Source organism: Prosthecobacter sp. GW821-HT29F12, assembly GCF_058803405.1.
The window spans coordinates 3979811-3993476 of sequence record NZ_CM179517.1 but is presented as its reverse complement, the minus strand read 5'-3'; the positions used below and the strand labels follow the sequence as shown (position 1 = coordinate 3993476).

At 60.4% G+C, this 13666-nt stretch carries 15 protein-coding genes; 13 read left to right on the top strand and 2 right to left on the bottom strand.

Annotated features, from left to right (window positions below; all coding sequences use genetic code 11):
• Nucleotides 1–3 precede the first annotated feature (3 nt).
• The 13 genes from AC3RLQ_RS16510 (at nucleotide 4) to AC3RLQ_RS16450 (ending at nucleotide 9857) form a co-directional block, all read left to right on the top strand.
• A complete protein-coding gene (locus AC3RLQ_RS16510; RefSeq protein ID WP_493029781.1) occupies nucleotides 4–846 on the top strand; it encodes a hypothetical protein in 843 nt (280 codons plus the stop codon).
• Nucleotides 847–900: 54 nt separating this feature from the next.
• Nucleotides 901–1935 carry a hypothetical protein gene (locus tag AC3RLQ_RS16505; RefSeq protein WP_493029780.1) on the top strand — a complete coding sequence of 345 codons (1035 nt, stop codon included), beginning with the start codon at nucleotides 901–903 and terminating at the stop codon, nucleotides 1933–1935.
• A gap of 10 nt (nucleotides 1936–1945) precedes the next feature.
• Complete coding sequence (locus AC3RLQ_RS16500; RefSeq protein ID WP_493029779.1) at nucleotides 1946–2551, top strand: hypothetical protein; 606 nt, start codon at nucleotides 1946–1948, stop codon at nucleotides 2549–2551.
• Nucleotides 2552–2562: 11 nt separating this feature from the next.
• On the top strand, nucleotides 2563–3213 hold the full coding sequence (locus AC3RLQ_RS16495; protein ID WP_493029778.1) for a hypothetical protein: 651 nt from the start codon (nucleotides 2563–2565) through the stop codon (nucleotides 3211–3213).
• Complete coding sequence (locus AC3RLQ_RS16490; RefSeq protein WP_493029777.1) at nucleotides 3210–4175, top strand: hypothetical protein; 966 nt, start codon at nucleotides 3210–3212, stop codon at nucleotides 4173–4175. Before AC3RLQ_RS16495 ends, AC3RLQ_RS16490 begins: the two co-directional genes overlap by 4 nt.
• Before the next feature lie 21 nt (nucleotides 4176–4196).
• Nucleotides 4197–5450: a TrbI/VirB10 family protein gene (locus AC3RLQ_RS16485; RefSeq protein ID WP_493029776.1), complete on the top strand. Its 1254-nt coding sequence runs from the start codon at nucleotides 4197–4199 to the stop codon at nucleotides 5448–5450.
• The gene (locus AC3RLQ_RS16480) at nucleotides 5447–6151 is read left to right on the top strand and encodes a hypothetical protein (RefSeq protein ID WP_493029775.1); all 705 of its coding nucleotides are present in this window, start codon (nucleotides 5447–5449) and stop codon (nucleotides 6149–6151) included. Before AC3RLQ_RS16485 ends, AC3RLQ_RS16480 begins: the two co-directional genes overlap by 4 nt.
• Nucleotides 6152–6155: 4 nt before the next feature.
• Nucleotides 6156–7061: an AAA family ATPase gene (locus AC3RLQ_RS16475; RefSeq protein ID WP_422323588.1), complete on the top strand. Its 906-nt coding sequence runs from the start codon at nucleotides 6156–6158 to the stop codon at nucleotides 7059–7061.
• Nucleotides 7036–7260 (top strand): hypothetical protein, encoded by a 225-nt coding sequence (locus AC3RLQ_RS16470; protein WP_493029774.1) that lies wholly within the window; start codon nucleotides 7036–7038, stop codon nucleotides 7258–7260. Before AC3RLQ_RS16475 ends, AC3RLQ_RS16470 begins: the two co-directional genes overlap by 26 nt.
• Nucleotides 7257–7610: a hypothetical protein gene (locus AC3RLQ_RS16465; protein ID WP_493029773.1), complete on the top strand. Its 354-nt coding sequence runs from the start codon at nucleotides 7257–7259 to the stop codon at nucleotides 7608–7610. The genes AC3RLQ_RS16470 and AC3RLQ_RS16465 overlap by 4 nt, the downstream gene beginning before the upstream one ends.
• A gap of 20 nt (nucleotides 7611–7630) precedes the next feature.
• Nucleotides 7631–8617, top strand: a complete 987-nt coding sequence (locus tag AC3RLQ_RS16460; protein ID WP_493029772.1) for a hypothetical protein — start codon at nucleotides 7631–7633, stop codon at nucleotides 8615–8617.
• Between the two features lie 88 nt (nucleotides 8618–8705).
• Nucleotides 8706–9572: a hypothetical protein gene (locus tag AC3RLQ_RS16455; protein WP_493029771.1), complete on the top strand. Its 867-nt coding sequence runs from the start codon at nucleotides 8706–8708 to the stop codon at nucleotides 9570–9572.
• A 3-nt stretch (nucleotides 9573–9575) separates the two neighbouring features.
• Entirely contained in the window at nucleotides 9576–9857 is a 282-nt protein-coding gene (locus AC3RLQ_RS16450; protein ID WP_493029770.1) for a hypothetical protein, read from the top strand.
• Between the two features lie 33 nt (nucleotides 9858–9890).
• Here AC3RLQ_RS16450 and AC3RLQ_RS16445 read toward each other — a convergent pair whose 3' ends face one another.
• Nucleotides 9891–11357 (bottom strand): glycoside hydrolase family 130 protein, encoded by a 1467-nt coding sequence (locus AC3RLQ_RS16445; RefSeq protein ID WP_493029769.1) that lies wholly within the window; start codon nucleotides 11355–11357, stop codon nucleotides 9891–9893.
• Nucleotides 11354–13633 carry a glycosyltransferase family 4 protein gene (locus AC3RLQ_RS16440; protein ID WP_493038735.1) on the bottom strand — a complete coding sequence of 760 codons (2280 nt, stop codon included), beginning with the start codon at nucleotides 13631–13633 and terminating at the stop codon, nucleotides 11354–11356. Before AC3RLQ_RS16440 ends, AC3RLQ_RS16445 begins: the two co-directional genes overlap by 4 nt.
• Between the last annotated feature and the right edge of the window lie 33 nt (nucleotides 13634–13666).

The following is a 13666-nucleotide window of genomic DNA, read 5'->3' as shown; positions in this document are numbered from 1 at the left end:
ATCATGAAAACATCCGCATGTTTCGCCCTCGGGCTGTTTCTGTTCAGCCACAGCGCCGGTGCCCAGTCGCCGGTGCAGGAAGTCATCGACAACGCGCTCATCCAGCAGACGAACACGAACACGCAGAGCATCATGAGCATGCTGCAACAGCAGCTGGATGAGGCGCAGAAGCAGTCGCAGTCGCTGACTGATCAGCTGACTCGCATGGGAGATCCGGCCACGGTCAGTCTGCCATTGCTGGATCTCATCAAACAGGACATCACCAAATCTGCGCAGGCGGCCGCCAATGGTGCGGCACGGGAAGACCGCATCCGTGCCACGACGGGAGCGGAAGCCTTTGGCGACAAAGCCTACGGACTCGTCGCCGCCGTCAATCCGACGGTTACCTTCAAAGATGGCGAGACTGCCAACCGTGATCCCTCGCTATACAAACTCCAAGGTGCGCTCAGTGGTGACCTGGAGGCGCTGGCGCAAAAATCCCGCGAGGCGGATGAGCGCATCACTGCGCTCGAAGAGCAGCGCCCCGCGCTGTTTGATCAGCTGAACTCCGCCTCCGATCTGGCCAGCATCTTGAAGCTGCAGACCGCGATCAGCACCACCGATGCCCTGATTGCCAGCGCCAAGGCCGATGTGGCGAAGAGCAAGCTGGACTACGACGTGCTGATGGAAAAACTGAAGCTGCAGGCGCAGGTGGAAGCCAAGGCGAAAGCCGAAGAGCGCAATCTGGAGCGCAAGCACACCGCCGAAACGGCCAAGAACAGCTCCAGTTCCGGCAGCGGTTCATCTTCCGCCTCCGGTTCGACGACGACGAGCCCCTTCAGCAATCTGGGCTGGGGTAAAAAGTAACAAGGGGCCTTCGGATTTTTCACCTTACACGCCGCCATGAACCCACTGAACAACATGCCCATCCTTGCCGCCGGCCAGGGATTTGCCGGGGCGTTCGGTCTCATGGACACGTTTTACACCGATCTGCAGAACACCTGTGCGGACATCTTTGATGCTCTGCAGATCTTCGCTTTCACGCTCGCCTTTCTGGGACTGCTGATGATTGCCTACAAAGGGATCATGGGAGGCAGCTTCGAGGGGGCCTTCGGGCAGATACTGACCATGGGACTGGTGTGTTCCATCATGCCTTTTTTTCCGGAATTTCTTGTGGTGGATGTGCGCACGGCGCTTTCGGACGACCTGCTGTCCTCACTGGGAGTGGACCCCATCGGGTTGTTTGAAAACTTTGGGGACAGTTTTAGCGACATGGACATCGACACCGATCCCAGTTCTCTCATGGGGCTGATTATCGATCCGCTCGCGATCATCGACTACATCGCCAACATCATTGCCGCGTTCTGCATGATCATCATCGGCCTGATCTGCTATGTGGTTTTCTTCTTTGCCTATCAAGTGCAGATCATGGCCTTGTACATCGGTGCGGCGGCGTCGCCGATCTTTTTCGGCATGCTGTTGTATGAAGACACCAAGGGGACGGCCCAAAACTATTTCATGGGACTGCTAGGGATTTGTTTCTGGCCGCTGGGCTGGGGGATCGGCCTCATGCTTTCGGACGCACTGCTGACCATCGGCATTGATATCATCACGATGATCTGTGCCACGCTGAACCTCGCTGGCTTTGGCGTTGGGGTGGAGGTCATCGGCATCTTTGTGCTCGTGATTGCGGTGGCCATCTGGATCATGTTTGTGATCTTCAAGGCGCCGGGATTGATTCAGAAGGCCATCCTCTCCGGAGCGCAGATTGGCACGGCCTTTGCGGGTCAGGCGGTCAGTGCTGCGATGGGTGGTGTGAGCGCGGGCGGAGCGGTGGCGAGTTCGGTGGTCGGGATGGTGCCTGGCGGCAGCACCGCATCTTCGGCGATCAGCGGTGCCACGGGCGCGGTCACCGGAGTGGGCAATCAAATAGGAGGCCTGGCAGGAGGGGAATGACATGAAAGGCGTGGCTGACATTTTTATCTCCAAGGAAAAGCTGGCGCTTTTCTGGTTCATGGTGGCCTGCGGCTGCCTGGCAATCACCGGCTGGTATGTGTATGACGTGGCGGTGTCCAGCCGTGGCAGCATGCTTTACGTGCCGATCGAAAAATCCTTCGTCTATCTGGATCGTTCCTTGCAGCAGCAGGATCTGGACGAGCTAGTGGACTACCATGCGCGGCTCGCGCTTGAAACGTTCCTCAACCGAGGACCCAAGGGGGCTCTGACAGGAGAGCGGCTTCGATTGCTTTATGCCGGCGCTGGCATGAACCAGGTGGAAAAAGAACTGCAGGAATCGTATTATGATTTTCACACCCGGCACATTCATCAGGTGATGGAAGTGGGCCAGGTGCGTGTGCAGCACTTTCCCAATGGCGAAGCTGAAACCGTGGCGCAGGGTCAGCTAGTGCGGGTGAGTCTGGATCCCACGACCAATGAGGCGGTCAATCAATCCTTCGCAGTCACGGCACGGCAGACGTGGGAGAGGAATCAAAACCTCCGGGACAGCCGGCGCTTTCCCTTCGTCTGCACGAACATCGAGTACTCCATCACTGCAACCTCCAACATCGAGTAATCCCCAGACCCATGTCAGCACCGCAAGAGAAAAAGCGCAGCGCCATTGACACCCTGATCATCAGGGATCGCACCGCCGTGTTTTGGTTTCTCGTGGCCTGCATGGTGGGAGCGGCCTGTGCGGGCTATGTCATGCTCATGTCCGAGACGCTGAGGAAGCGCCCGCCATTTGTGGTCATGGACACCGCTGGTGCCTACTACGTGCCGCCGGGGAATGTGTACATGGAGATGACGCCCATGCACATCCAGATGAGCAGCATACTGGCGGAGACCCTGCTGGAACGCAATCCGCAGGGGCTGATCCACGAGGAACGCCTGGCCAAACTGTGCTGGGAAAATGAGAAGCAGGAGACCCCGGGACTGACAGAGATCCGCAAGGAGGTGCAGAAAGAGCAAAAGTACTTCCAGAGCCAGAAGGTGGACCAAACCTCCCTTGTGGAAAAAACGGAGATCAAGGCGGCGACCAACACCCGCGTGAAGACCGTCACCACGGGACTCATCCACCGCCGCAGCTTTTTCAGCGGCAAGGAGAAGCAGGAGACCTACCGATTCACGCTCACCGTTCTCTGGCATCAGAACACGAACATCAACGACAACAAAGGCTTCCCCTCGCAGGTGGAGACCTTGGGCAAACTTAGCCTGGAGCCCATCAGCGAATCATGAACTCACGCACTTCCAGCTGGCTTCGCCTTCTTCTCGTTTGCGTCTTCCCGGCGGCCCTCAAGGTGTCCGCGCAGGTGCAGCCCGGTCGGGAACTTGTGCGCCTGGACCCCAAGAACCTCGTTCACGACATCGCCATCAACAGCAATGTCGCCACGACCATCACCTTTCCGGAGAAGATCAGCCTGCTCACGGGCTATGGCCTCGTCACCGATCCTGCGCAGGTCAATCAGATGACCAGCACGAAGGTGGGGATCGTGCATTATGAGAACGTGATCGGGGACACGCTCGTTGTCCGTCTCGTCAAACCCGGTGAGCCCTGCCACGCGACGGTGCGCACCACGCGCAACATCTACCTTCTGCGTTTCACTCCTGCGGATGAGGCCAACCTTGCTGTCATCGTCTCCCCTCCGGTACCTACCAATAGCGCAGTGGAAGTGACGCAGGAAAAAGTGGTGGAGTCCCGCATTCAATACAACGCGGAGGAACTTGTGGGCATGCTCAGCAAGGTGCGCAATCGCAAGGCGCTGGAGCCGCTCAATCCGAGCCTTTTTGCTGGCTGGCAGGAGCGCAATGGACTGATGATGACCTCCACCGCGAAGGATCTTGTCACCACGATTTATGAGATCCAGCGCAGCCCGGCCAAGGACCTCACAGTCTTCCGCTGCTGGCTGACCAATAACGGCGCCAAGGAGTTCGATTTCGATCCTGCAGGCACCAAGGTGCGTGTCGGTAGCCGCAGCTATGACTGCCAGTTGGTTGACTGCGCCAACACTGTCGCCCCAGGTCAGCGCGTCGCCATGGATGTGGTGCTGCAGGGCGGTCCGGGCGGGAGCCGTGAAGGGCTTTCCATCAATCAGGATTTCCGCATCGAACTGCCGGAACCCGGGCGTCAGCCGGTGCTGCTGCCGCCGCTTTCCAGCGCGGACGCCGCCGAACTCGATGCCGCAGCTGACGGCAAATAACCCGGAACTTCTCCCACTGCCATGATGCAACAACTTCAGAAACCGGCCGTGCAGATGATGCTGCTCGTTGTGGTGGTCGCCATCGCCGGGGTGGCCTTTTATTTCAGCAAGCAGCCTGCGGCTTCAGTGAACGCCCCGCCGACGGCCAAACCCACCAAGGATGGCAAGCCACCCGCCGAGGTCACGCTGGTCGCCGAATCAAAGACGGTGAACCTCGGGGAAAAGCGCACGGCCATGATCGGCAGTGACCAGCAGGTGGAGCGCTTCGTCGTTCCTCCGAAGAAGCCCGCGCCGCCAAGCCTGATTTCATCCAGCTCCGGCACGCAGAAGAATAAAGCGGACAAGCCGCCGCCCTTTCCCAAGCTGGTGCACGTGAGCAATGCTGTCTCTGAGCCCTTTGTGCCGACGACGCCGAAGCTTTTCGCTCCGCGAGGCATCCTCATCAAGGCGGCGCTGGTCATCACTGTGGACTCTTCGTCATTGCAGACGCCGGTGCTCGGCCTGGTCACGGAAGACATTTACTGGAACCGTCAGCTCGTTCTTCCTGCCGGCACGCAGGTGCATGCCAAGGCCAGCAAAGGACGCATCCGGGATCGCATCGAGGTCGCAGGCGGTTTCACCTTCATTTGGGAGGATGGCCGAGAGTACAGCATCGGTGGCGTGGCCCTTGATCACGAACGTCTCAGTGATGACACCTATGCCATCACCGACGGCTCCGCCGGCATCAAAGGCGTTATCGTTCAAAACGATCAATACGCGCAGGTGAAAATCCTCATCGCCGAAGCATTGCAGGGCATCATGAACAACAACCGGCAGCAGTTTCAAAGCATCTATGGACTCGTGCCGCAGAACAACACGACCAACGCCGCGCTCGGCGGTGGTGCGCAGGCCGCATCCGCGTACTCGAAGCTCCTGACCACGCAGCTTGCCCAAGATCTTGATTTCGTCCGTGTCGCCGCCGGCACTCAGTTCTACATTTACACCACAGACGTGTTCGAGCCGGAGATGGCCAGCATCGCCGGACTGAAACAAAAGAACCAGCCGATCAACAGCTGGCAGCTCGACGAGGAGCTCTACGCCAAGGCCCAGGCGGAGAATGCCGCCCAGAGCCAGCAGAGCGCCGTGGCGAACGCACAAGCCGAAAAAAACCGCCAGCAGCAGGCGACGGCTGATCAGATCCAGGAGGTGCGCGCACTCATCTCCAAGCCTTCGGACACCGCAGCAAGCCCCACCGCCGTTTCCACAACTCCCACTCCCAGCAGCAGCAAACCATGAACCGCAAGCTTCTCGAAGCCAGCCTGCCCTGTGCCGCCTTGATCCTGTGCGCTCTTCTCACAGCGTGTAAATCGAGCAGCGTCAAACTCTCTGAAGATCCTCTGGTGCGTCCGGCCGATGATCCTGAACTGGCCTACATCCCCACCTACAGCAGAAACGTGCTGTCCGACTGGCCTAAGGGCCGCTCACTGGATCCGCATGATGTTTCCCGCGTCCGTCTCGGAGAGCAGGTGCATGCCTACCACCTTGGCCGACTGCCCAGCAAGGACCGCCGCGAAATGCACGAGGCGCACACCGTGTACCGGTTGGAACAGCCCGCGCGCTGGGACACGCGGCTGCCTGCCACGCCGATGGATTCGCGCGGTGTCGTGCTCGGCATCGTTGATCCAGCCCGCAAGGACATGCCGGACGACACCCTGATCAAACAAGAGCGTGAGGCGCTTGCGGCCAAATCCATCAGCCTGCGCAAATCGATGACGGATCTCGATCAACTGCGCACTCAACTGATGAAGAAGAAGAGCGAGTTTGAGCAGGCGGAAAAGGGCGTGGCCGACATCAAGGACTTCCTCGAAACAACCCTTCAGGAACGCACCGCCCTCAGTGAGCAGCTCAAGCAGGCGCAGACACGCATCGATGAACTGGAGCAGGCCGAGCGGCTGCGCATCCGCAACTCCAGCCAGGGACTGTTCCAAAAAAAATAGTGCCATGACGCCCCCTGTTGACCTAGCCCATATCCAGGCGCTTCCCGGCTTTCTCGAAGAACGCATCATCGGGCAGGGGCACGTCATTCCCAAAGTGGTGCCCATCGTGCAGAACGGTGAGCTGGGGCTGAGCGATCCTGGACGCCCCAAGGGCACCTTTCTTTTCCTTGGTCCCACTGGTGTCGGCAAAACCGAAACCACCCTGCTGCTGTGTGAACATATTTTTGGTGATGTGCAGAAGCACTGCATCCGCCTCGACATGTCCGAGTATCAGAACCAGGAGTCTCTCCAGCTCCTGCTGGGCCAGAATGAAAACAGCCGGGGCAACATTGGCCGCTTTTATGACCGCGCTGAAGGGCGGGGCTTCATCCTCTTTGACGAAATCGAAAAAGCACACCCGCGTGTGCTCGACATCTTCCTTCAGGTGTTGGATGCAGGACGCATCACCGTCGCCAACGGGGAGACGCTGAATCTCTGCAACTTCTACATTGTGGCCACTTCCAACATCGGAGCTGAAGCGCTGATGGAGCTGAAGAACAGCCCCATCGCCACGGTGGAGCGCTTCATTGAGGATCTGGCTGCGGCGGAGCTCCGGCCTGAAGTGCTGGCACGTTTCAATGTGCGCTGCGTGTTTCAAAAGCTCGGCTACGATTCCCAGAAGCGAATCGCCACGATCATGCTGAACAAGGAGCTCAAGCTCCTGAAATCCAAGGGCTACAATCTCACGGCGGGCAAGGGCGTGCTTGAGATCATGGTGGCGAATGGAGTGGAGCCCCGGCTCGGCGTGCGCCGGATGCGCAGCACGGTGGAGACTTTTTGCCGCGAGGCGTTGCGCAACGCGCTGCTCAGCGGCCAGCAAACCAACGGAACCCTTGTCGCCCAGCATGGTCACCTGGTCATCGATACTTGATCACTACCACACTCACCGGAATGAGGTGAGGCGCTATGCCTTCACCCTGCTGTTCATGGCCGGTGCGCTGTACACCGGGCGCAATGCGGCGGCGGTGGCCGGGTTCCTGGCCCTGCCGGTGCTGTATGCCTACAACCGATGGGGCGAGCCCTGGCGCAAGCGCGGCGAAGAAATGATGAAATCCAAATCTAGAAAATGAAGCACCTCCTCACGATTTTTTGCGCCCTGATGCTGGCCGGATGCGCCTCGCAGCAGCCTGCCTACCTGAATGATGACGATGTGCTGCCGGTGGCCACAAGCGTTCACTTCTGGGTCTATCACGACAAGAAAGGCTGGTTCCAGTCCAACATCCACATCAAGCGGCTGCCGCGTGAGATGACCGGCAAAGAGGTGCGTCTCTGGGCTGAAGGCGTGGGCAAGCGCGACGCGGGCAAGCTGTGGACGCACTACTACGTCATGGCGGATCTGCCGGAAGGGCACTCGCTGGGGCCGGTGCTTGTTTCGCACGTGCACTCCTTTGGCAAGCAACCCCTCAACGTGGCTCCTTAAAAAACTCAATCTTTAACCATATGCCTGAAGAACAAGAAGAAGCTGGAATCGGAGAGTCCCTGGGCCAGGGCGTCGGATCACAAGTGGGTGGTGCTGCTGGAAAAGCCGTGGGTACGGCGGGCGGCAAGGCGGCTGGCAGTGCTGTCGGTGGTGCCATTGGTACCGTCGTGCCTGTCATTGGCAATGCCGTCGGCTCTGCCGTGGGACAGCAGGTCGGCGGTCAGATTGGCGGCCAGATCGGCAACCAGGTGGGTTCCGAGGTCGGTGGTCAGGTGGGCGGAGCCGTGGGCGGCGCGGCTGACACGGCGGTGGACGGTGCGGTCAGCAGCATTGGTGGGGCAGGGGGCGACTCCGGTGGTCCCGGCAATATCCTCAGCAGCGTGGGCGGCATGGGCGGTGGTGGTGATCTTCTTGGCAGTGTCACCAGTTTGGCGGGTGGGGGCGGAGGTGCCGGTGGTGGTATCGCCAGTCTGGCAGGTGGCCTGGGTGGAGATCTTCTTGGCAGCGTGACCAGTTTGGCAGGTGGGGGCGGAGGTGCCGGTGGTGGTATCGCCAGTCTTGCAGGCGGTCTCGGTGGCGGCGGCGGTGGTGTCGCCAGTGTCATGGGCGGCCTGGGCGGCGGCATCGGTGGCGAGGGGGAGGAGCCCGGGATGGCCGAAGGTCTGGGTCAAGGAGTTGGCTCCAGCATTGGTGGTGCCGTGGGCAAGGCCGGCGGGCAGGCTGTGGGCAAATCTGCCGGGGGAGCCATCGGCGGCGCTGTGGGCAGCGTCGTGCCCGTGGTGGGAAATGCCTTGGGAGCCAGCATCGGGCAGCAGATTGGTGGGCAAGTGGGCGGCCAGGTGGGCAATCAAATCGGCTCCCAAGTGGGCGGCCAGATCGGCGGGAGCGTGGGCAAAGGTGTGGACGACGGCGTCAAAACGGTGCGCATGAGCCTGGAGGAGGAAGGCTACAAGATCGGCGGCGGCATGGGGCAGGGACTCGGCATGGGCAAAGGCATGAAGATGTGATTTTTTGCGGCGACCACATTATCTGCACGAATTCTCGGCACACCTGATCCCGGTCCGGCTAATCAGCTTAACCTTTTCTCTCTAGCCCATGCCTGAAGACACCGACAAAAAAGGCGGACCTGTGATTGGTGCGCAGCGCCCCACACCGGCCCCCGCACCGCAGCAGGAACCAAAACAGCCTGCTCAGCAGGCATGGGTACCGGCCCAGCCTTCCCAAAAAGCCCAGGCTGCCGATCAACAGCAGCCGCAGGCACCTGCGGAGCAAGCGCAAGGCGCTCCCGCCCCTGCTGTGCAAGGCCCGGGAACGCAGGTCACCTACCTTGGGAGCACGACGCAGGCCATTGGACAAAAGCCCATGACAGCCACCGAGAAATTGCAAGCCGGCATGCAGGGCATCCTTTCCGGTGCGGGTGGCTCCAAGGAAGGGCAGATGATCGGGGAAGCGGTTGGCCAGGGCATCAAAAACCTTTTTGGCCAAGGTAAAAAAGACGGCGCTGTAGGCACGCAGGTGGGGCCGGGACGACTCGGTCCCAACGCCACAGAGGCTGCTCAAGCGGGCGGGCCGATCATCGGTGGTCACCGGGAGCAGGGTGCCAAGCAGGAAGCCGGCGGTCTGGACGTTGGCGGCAGTCTTGGCAAAAAAGTCGGCGGCATGCTTGGTTCAGCCGTGCTTGGTGAAAAAGGCAAGTCCGTGGGACAGATGCTCGGCAAGATCGCAGGCAATGCTGCCGGACAGGCGGCCAATGTGGCCATCGATCACGCGCGCGGCATTGGCGGAAACATTGGCAGTGCCATCGGCGGAGCCATTGCTGGCGAAGAAGGCGCTGCCAAAGGCAAGGAGTTGGGCAAAAAAGCAGGCTCTGGAGTGACAAGCGTTCGTGACACACTGGCCGCGCAGGGGGTGGATCTCGGCCCGAAACAGGCCCCCGGCAAGCATGGGCACGGCATCAAGTAAGCCATGCCTACTCCCAAAAAGACCGATGGTAGACGCGATCTCGATGGAGATGGCGACATCGATCTGGCGGACGACCCTTCACGCGATCTGGACCACGATGGCCGCATCGAGAGTGATGACCGTGAGGAACTGGACATCGATGCGGACAACGACATCGACGCCACCGACCGCACGTTGGGGGCCAAGCAGAGCGTCGGTGCTGCACTGGGCATGGGGAAGGCGGGGCAAAGCAAGCAACAAGGGGAGTCGCAAGGGCAGTCAACCGCAGGCCCCAAGGCGCGCTGAGCAACTGCCGGCCGTCGGAATGGTGTGGCGGGCTCAGCTTCCGCTGGCCAGCAGGGCTGCCAGAAGTTCGTCCACCTGCATGGTGGCAATCGCGGATGCTTTGTCACTCATGGCGTAGGGGAGGATCAACTCGCGGCCATGCAGCATGGAGCCGCAGCTGTAGACGACATTGGGCACGTAGCCTTCACGTTCATGGCCTTCGGGGGAGAGGAGCGGCGCGGACAAACGGCCGATTACTTGTGTCGGATCCAGCAAGTCGAGCAACACTGCGCCGATGCAGTATTTGCGCATAGGGCCGACACCGTGGGTGATGACAATCCAGCCGGCTGGCGTTTCGATGGGTGATCCGCAATTGCCAATCTTCACGGACTCCCACATCTCCGAGGGACGCAGGATGATCTGGGGATCGCTCCAGTGGTGTGGGCTGTCGGAGAACATGATGAAGAGGTTCTCATCATCCTGACGCGAGAGCATGGCATACCGGCCGCCGATGCGCCGGGGGAACAGGGCCATGCCTTTGTTTTGAACTGCCGTGCCGTTGAGCGTGAGCACACGGAAGTGCAGGAAGTCCTGCGTCTCGATGAGCTGCGGCAGGATGGCCCTGCCATTGTAGGCGGTGTAGGTGGCGTAATACATCACCGAGCCGTCGTCCTCGATGAAACGGACAAAGCGGGCATCCTCTATGCCGTTGGTCTCGTTGGGCGAGACAGGAAAGATGATGCGTTCGCTCAGGGCGAGCTTGGAGGAGAAGTTCAGCTCGTAGTTCGAGTCAGCAAGCCAGCGGAAGCACTCCAATGCGCGGCGGAGATCGCGGCTGACGGATTTGGATTCACGACGCACACGCTGCACGCTTTCGTCGAGCTCATGAAGGGTAAACGCTTCAGCCAGCGGATCCATCACGGCGGTGGCATAGCCGTCCACGAAACCCATTTCCTGGAGTTTTGTGATGAAGCGGGATTTTTTATACGTGGGATTGGGCACCACCTCCGGCAGCGCGACAAAATTTGAGACAGGCTCAACACTGAGGGAACCATCCGGGGCGATGATGCCGGCGCGGAACTCGATGGAAGAGATGTGGCCCTCACCCGTGGCGCGCAGGCTCATGATGAAGCGCAGTCCGCCCTCGATCACTCCGCTCTGATCAGGATGCGGCACCATGGAGGGATTGAACAATGCGGCGGACTCCAGCGCGTATTCGCCGGAAAACAAGGCACCGATGAGGAGCTGGCGGACGCGTGAGAGCGTGGGCTGCGGGGCGATCTGCTCGCGCACTTTTTCATAGTGAGCGAGGAGGAGGGATTCGATGTCGAAGTGGCGTGAGGCAAATTCCGCGAGGATGGCCTGCAATTGCAGGTCGGCCTCTGCTTCACTCAGTGCAAGCGCTCGAGCCAGGATGTTGGCCCGGATCTGCGGTTTGCCCGGGATGAAGGGGCGAATGATGACGCGACCGCATTCAGGCTGCAAGGTGATGTCATGGCGGCGAATGGTGACTGAACTCATGAGGCGGGTGGCGATGTGATCAAATGTTCCGCGCAGTTCATCTCCGCGAGAGCGAGGTGGAAGGCGAGGGTGGACTCAGCGCCCTGGTTTTCATTCACGCGGTCGTGGTGGAGTCCATCGCCGCAGCCGCCGGTGGTGGAATCGTAGAGAGGCAGGCCGAGGTCATTGCGACCGAGGAACCATTCGAAGGCGCGTTTGGCCTCACGTGACCAGGAGGCATCCTGGGTGGCGCGGGAGGCTTCATTGCACGCGGCGATCATCGCTTGAGCTTCGAGAGGCTGTTGGTCGAAGTCGGCACGGGCACCATCGCGGTGGTAGAAGCCATTGCTGCCGATGGGGCGGAAGCAGCCGGATTGCGTCTTCTGAATGGACACGAGCCAGCGCAGCGACTTGAGACCGATCTCCAGTGCGACCGGGTCTGGCATCCACTGGCCGCTGAGGATGAGCGCCTGGCAGAAGCGTGCATTTTCATACGTCACGCTGTCTTCAAACCATGGCCAGTGCTCCGTGGCGCAGGCGTTCCAAAGCGACACGAGGCGGCCGGTGAGGGTCACGCGCATGGCGTTGATGGCCGCATTGCTGGGGAAGCGGCGCAGGTATTCGTGAATGCCCAGCAGGGTGAAACTCCAGGCCCGAGGCGAAGTGAAATCCATCACTGCGGTGAGACCGCGCTCAAACAACTGGGCGGAGAGACGGCTGTGGCCCTCATTGCGTGAGCGCCCCGCGCCATTGCCTGCGGCCCAAAGCGCACGCGCGTGGCTGTCTTCACTGCCGGCGGCTTCGAGCCACTGGCGACCATGGCTCATGAAATTGCGAAAACGTCCGCTCTCGTAGTCGAGCGCCGCCGCAAGAAAGGCGAGGTAGCTGGTAGCGAGCCGGCCGAGGTTCTCTGCGGGCGGCTGGCCGCCCAGTTCATCCAGCATGGTGCAGAGGATGAAGGCGCGCGCATTGTCGTCCGTGCAATAGCCTTCATGGAAGTTTGGCACGTTGAAAATGGCGTGCTGAAAGATGCCGGTGCCGTCGCTCATGCGCACGACGTGGTCCAGGCGCAGAGGTGGCAGCTCGTAGGGCCTGTTGCCCAAGGTCCAGCCGGCGAAGGCTGTGCGTGGTGCCGTTTTGCGGTCTGCCCGCGCATGCTGAAAGGATTCCAGATAACGCTGCGCCACGGCAGGCCAGATCATTGCGCGGCCCAAGGCGTGGGCTTCATGGCGGATCTTTTCCATGCGTGCGGGATCATCGAGCAGTCCGCAGACACCTGCGGTGATGGCCGCCGGATTCCGGAACGGCACAAGAACGCCTCGTCCATCCGCCAGCAGTTCCTGTGCGTGCCAGTAGGGCGTGGAGACGACGGCTTTCCCGGCGCCAAACACATAGGCCAGCGTGCCGGAGGTCACCTGCGCTTCATTCAGATAAGGCGTGAGATAGATGTCCGTGGCGCCGATGAACTCCTTGAGATCATCCAGTGAGACGAAGCGATTGTAAAAGATGACGTGCTCCTTCACGCCGCGCTCTTCGGCGAGGCGTTCGAGGCTCAGGCGGTAGCGTTCGCCCTCATGCGCGATGAGCTGCGGATGGGTGGCCCCAAGAATGAGGTACACGACGTTTGGATGCTGCCGCACGATCTCCGGGAGTGCTTCGATCACATGCTCGATGCCTTTGCCTGGCCCGAGCAGGCCAAAGGTGAGCAGCACCTTGCGGCCTTCGACGCCGAACTGCTCCTTGTAGCAGCTTGAGTCCATCAACGGCATGTCCGGGATGCCATGTGCAATGATGTCTATTTTTGAGTCCGGGACGTGATAGGTCTCACGCAGAATTTCCGCGCCTTTGTGCGCCATGACCACCACGCGGTCGCTGTGACGCACGAGTTCATCCATCACCTTGCGCTGTGAGGCGTTCGGCTCGCGCAGCACGGTATGCAGCGTGGTGACCACCGGCATGCGCACTTCCTTGAGCAGCGTGAGGAGATGACTGCCCGCCTGGCCGCCGTAGATGCCGAACTCATGCTGCACGCACAGAACGTCTGCGTTGCTGAAGTTCAAAAAGTCCGCCGCACGACGGTAGGAGTCGAGATCCTTCTCCAGCAGCTCGAAGCGTACGCGCTGCGGGTAATCGTAGCCTTCCACTCGGTCATTGACGGCTCCGACAAAACAATCTGTGGAAGGAGAAGCAGAAGCGACAGCTTCACTCAGATCATGGGTGAAGGTCGCGATGCCGCAGAGCCGCGGGAGGTAATCGCCGAGAAAGGCGATGCGCTGCGGCGAAATGGAAGTGCTCAGGATAAACCTCTCAATGGCTGCGTCATTCTGCAG

Bases quoted from the DNA above. Each gene is read 5' to 3' on its own strand.
- AC3RLQ_RS16510 (WP_493029781.1), top strand. From the start codon at position 4: ATGAAAACATCCGCATGTTTCGCCCTCGGGCTGTTTCTGTTCAGCCAC.
- AC3RLQ_RS16495 (WP_493029778.1), top strand. From the start codon at position 2,563: ATGTCAGCACCGCAAGAGAAAAAGCGCAGCGCCATTGACACCCTGATC.
- AC3RLQ_RS16480 (WP_493029775.1), top strand. From the start codon at position 5,447: ATGAACCGCAAGCTTCTCGAAGCCAGCCTGCCCTGTGCCGCCTTGATC.
- AC3RLQ_RS16470 (WP_493029774.1), top strand. From the start codon at position 7,036: ATGGTCACCTGGTCATCGATACTTGATCACTACCACACTCACCGGAAT.
- AC3RLQ_RS16465 (WP_493029773.1), top strand. From the start codon at position 7,257: ATGAAGCACCTCCTCACGATTTTTTGCGCCCTGATGCTGGCCGGATGC.
- AC3RLQ_RS16450 (WP_493029770.1), top strand. From the start codon at position 9,576: ATGCCTACTCCCAAAAAGACCGATGGTAGACGCGATCTCGATGGAGAT.
- AC3RLQ_RS16475 (WP_422323588.1), top strand. From the start codon at position 6,156: ATGACGCCCCCTGTTGACCTAGCCCATATCCAGGCGCTTCCCGGCTTT.
- AC3RLQ_RS16485 (WP_493029776.1), top strand. From the start codon at position 4,197: ATGATGCAACAACTTCAGAAACCGGCCGTGCAGATGATGCTGCTCGTT.
- AC3RLQ_RS16445 (WP_493029769.1), bottom strand. From the start codon at position 11,357: ATGAGTTCAGTCACCATTCGCCGCCATGACATCACCTTGCAGCCTGAA.
- AC3RLQ_RS16505 (WP_493029780.1), top strand. From the start codon at position 901: ATGCCCATCCTTGCCGCCGGCCAGGGATTTGCCGGGGCGTTCGGTCTC.
- AC3RLQ_RS16490 (WP_493029777.1), top strand. From the start codon at position 3,210: ATGAACTCACGCACTTCCAGCTGGCTTCGCCTTCTTCTCGTTTGCGTC.
- AC3RLQ_RS16460 (WP_493029772.1), top strand. From the start codon at position 7,631: ATGCCTGAAGAACAAGAAGAAGCTGGAATCGGAGAGTCCCTGGGCCAG.
- AC3RLQ_RS16455 (WP_493029771.1), top strand. From the start codon at position 8,706: ATGCCTGAAGACACCGACAAAAAAGGCGGACCTGTGATTGGTGCGCAG.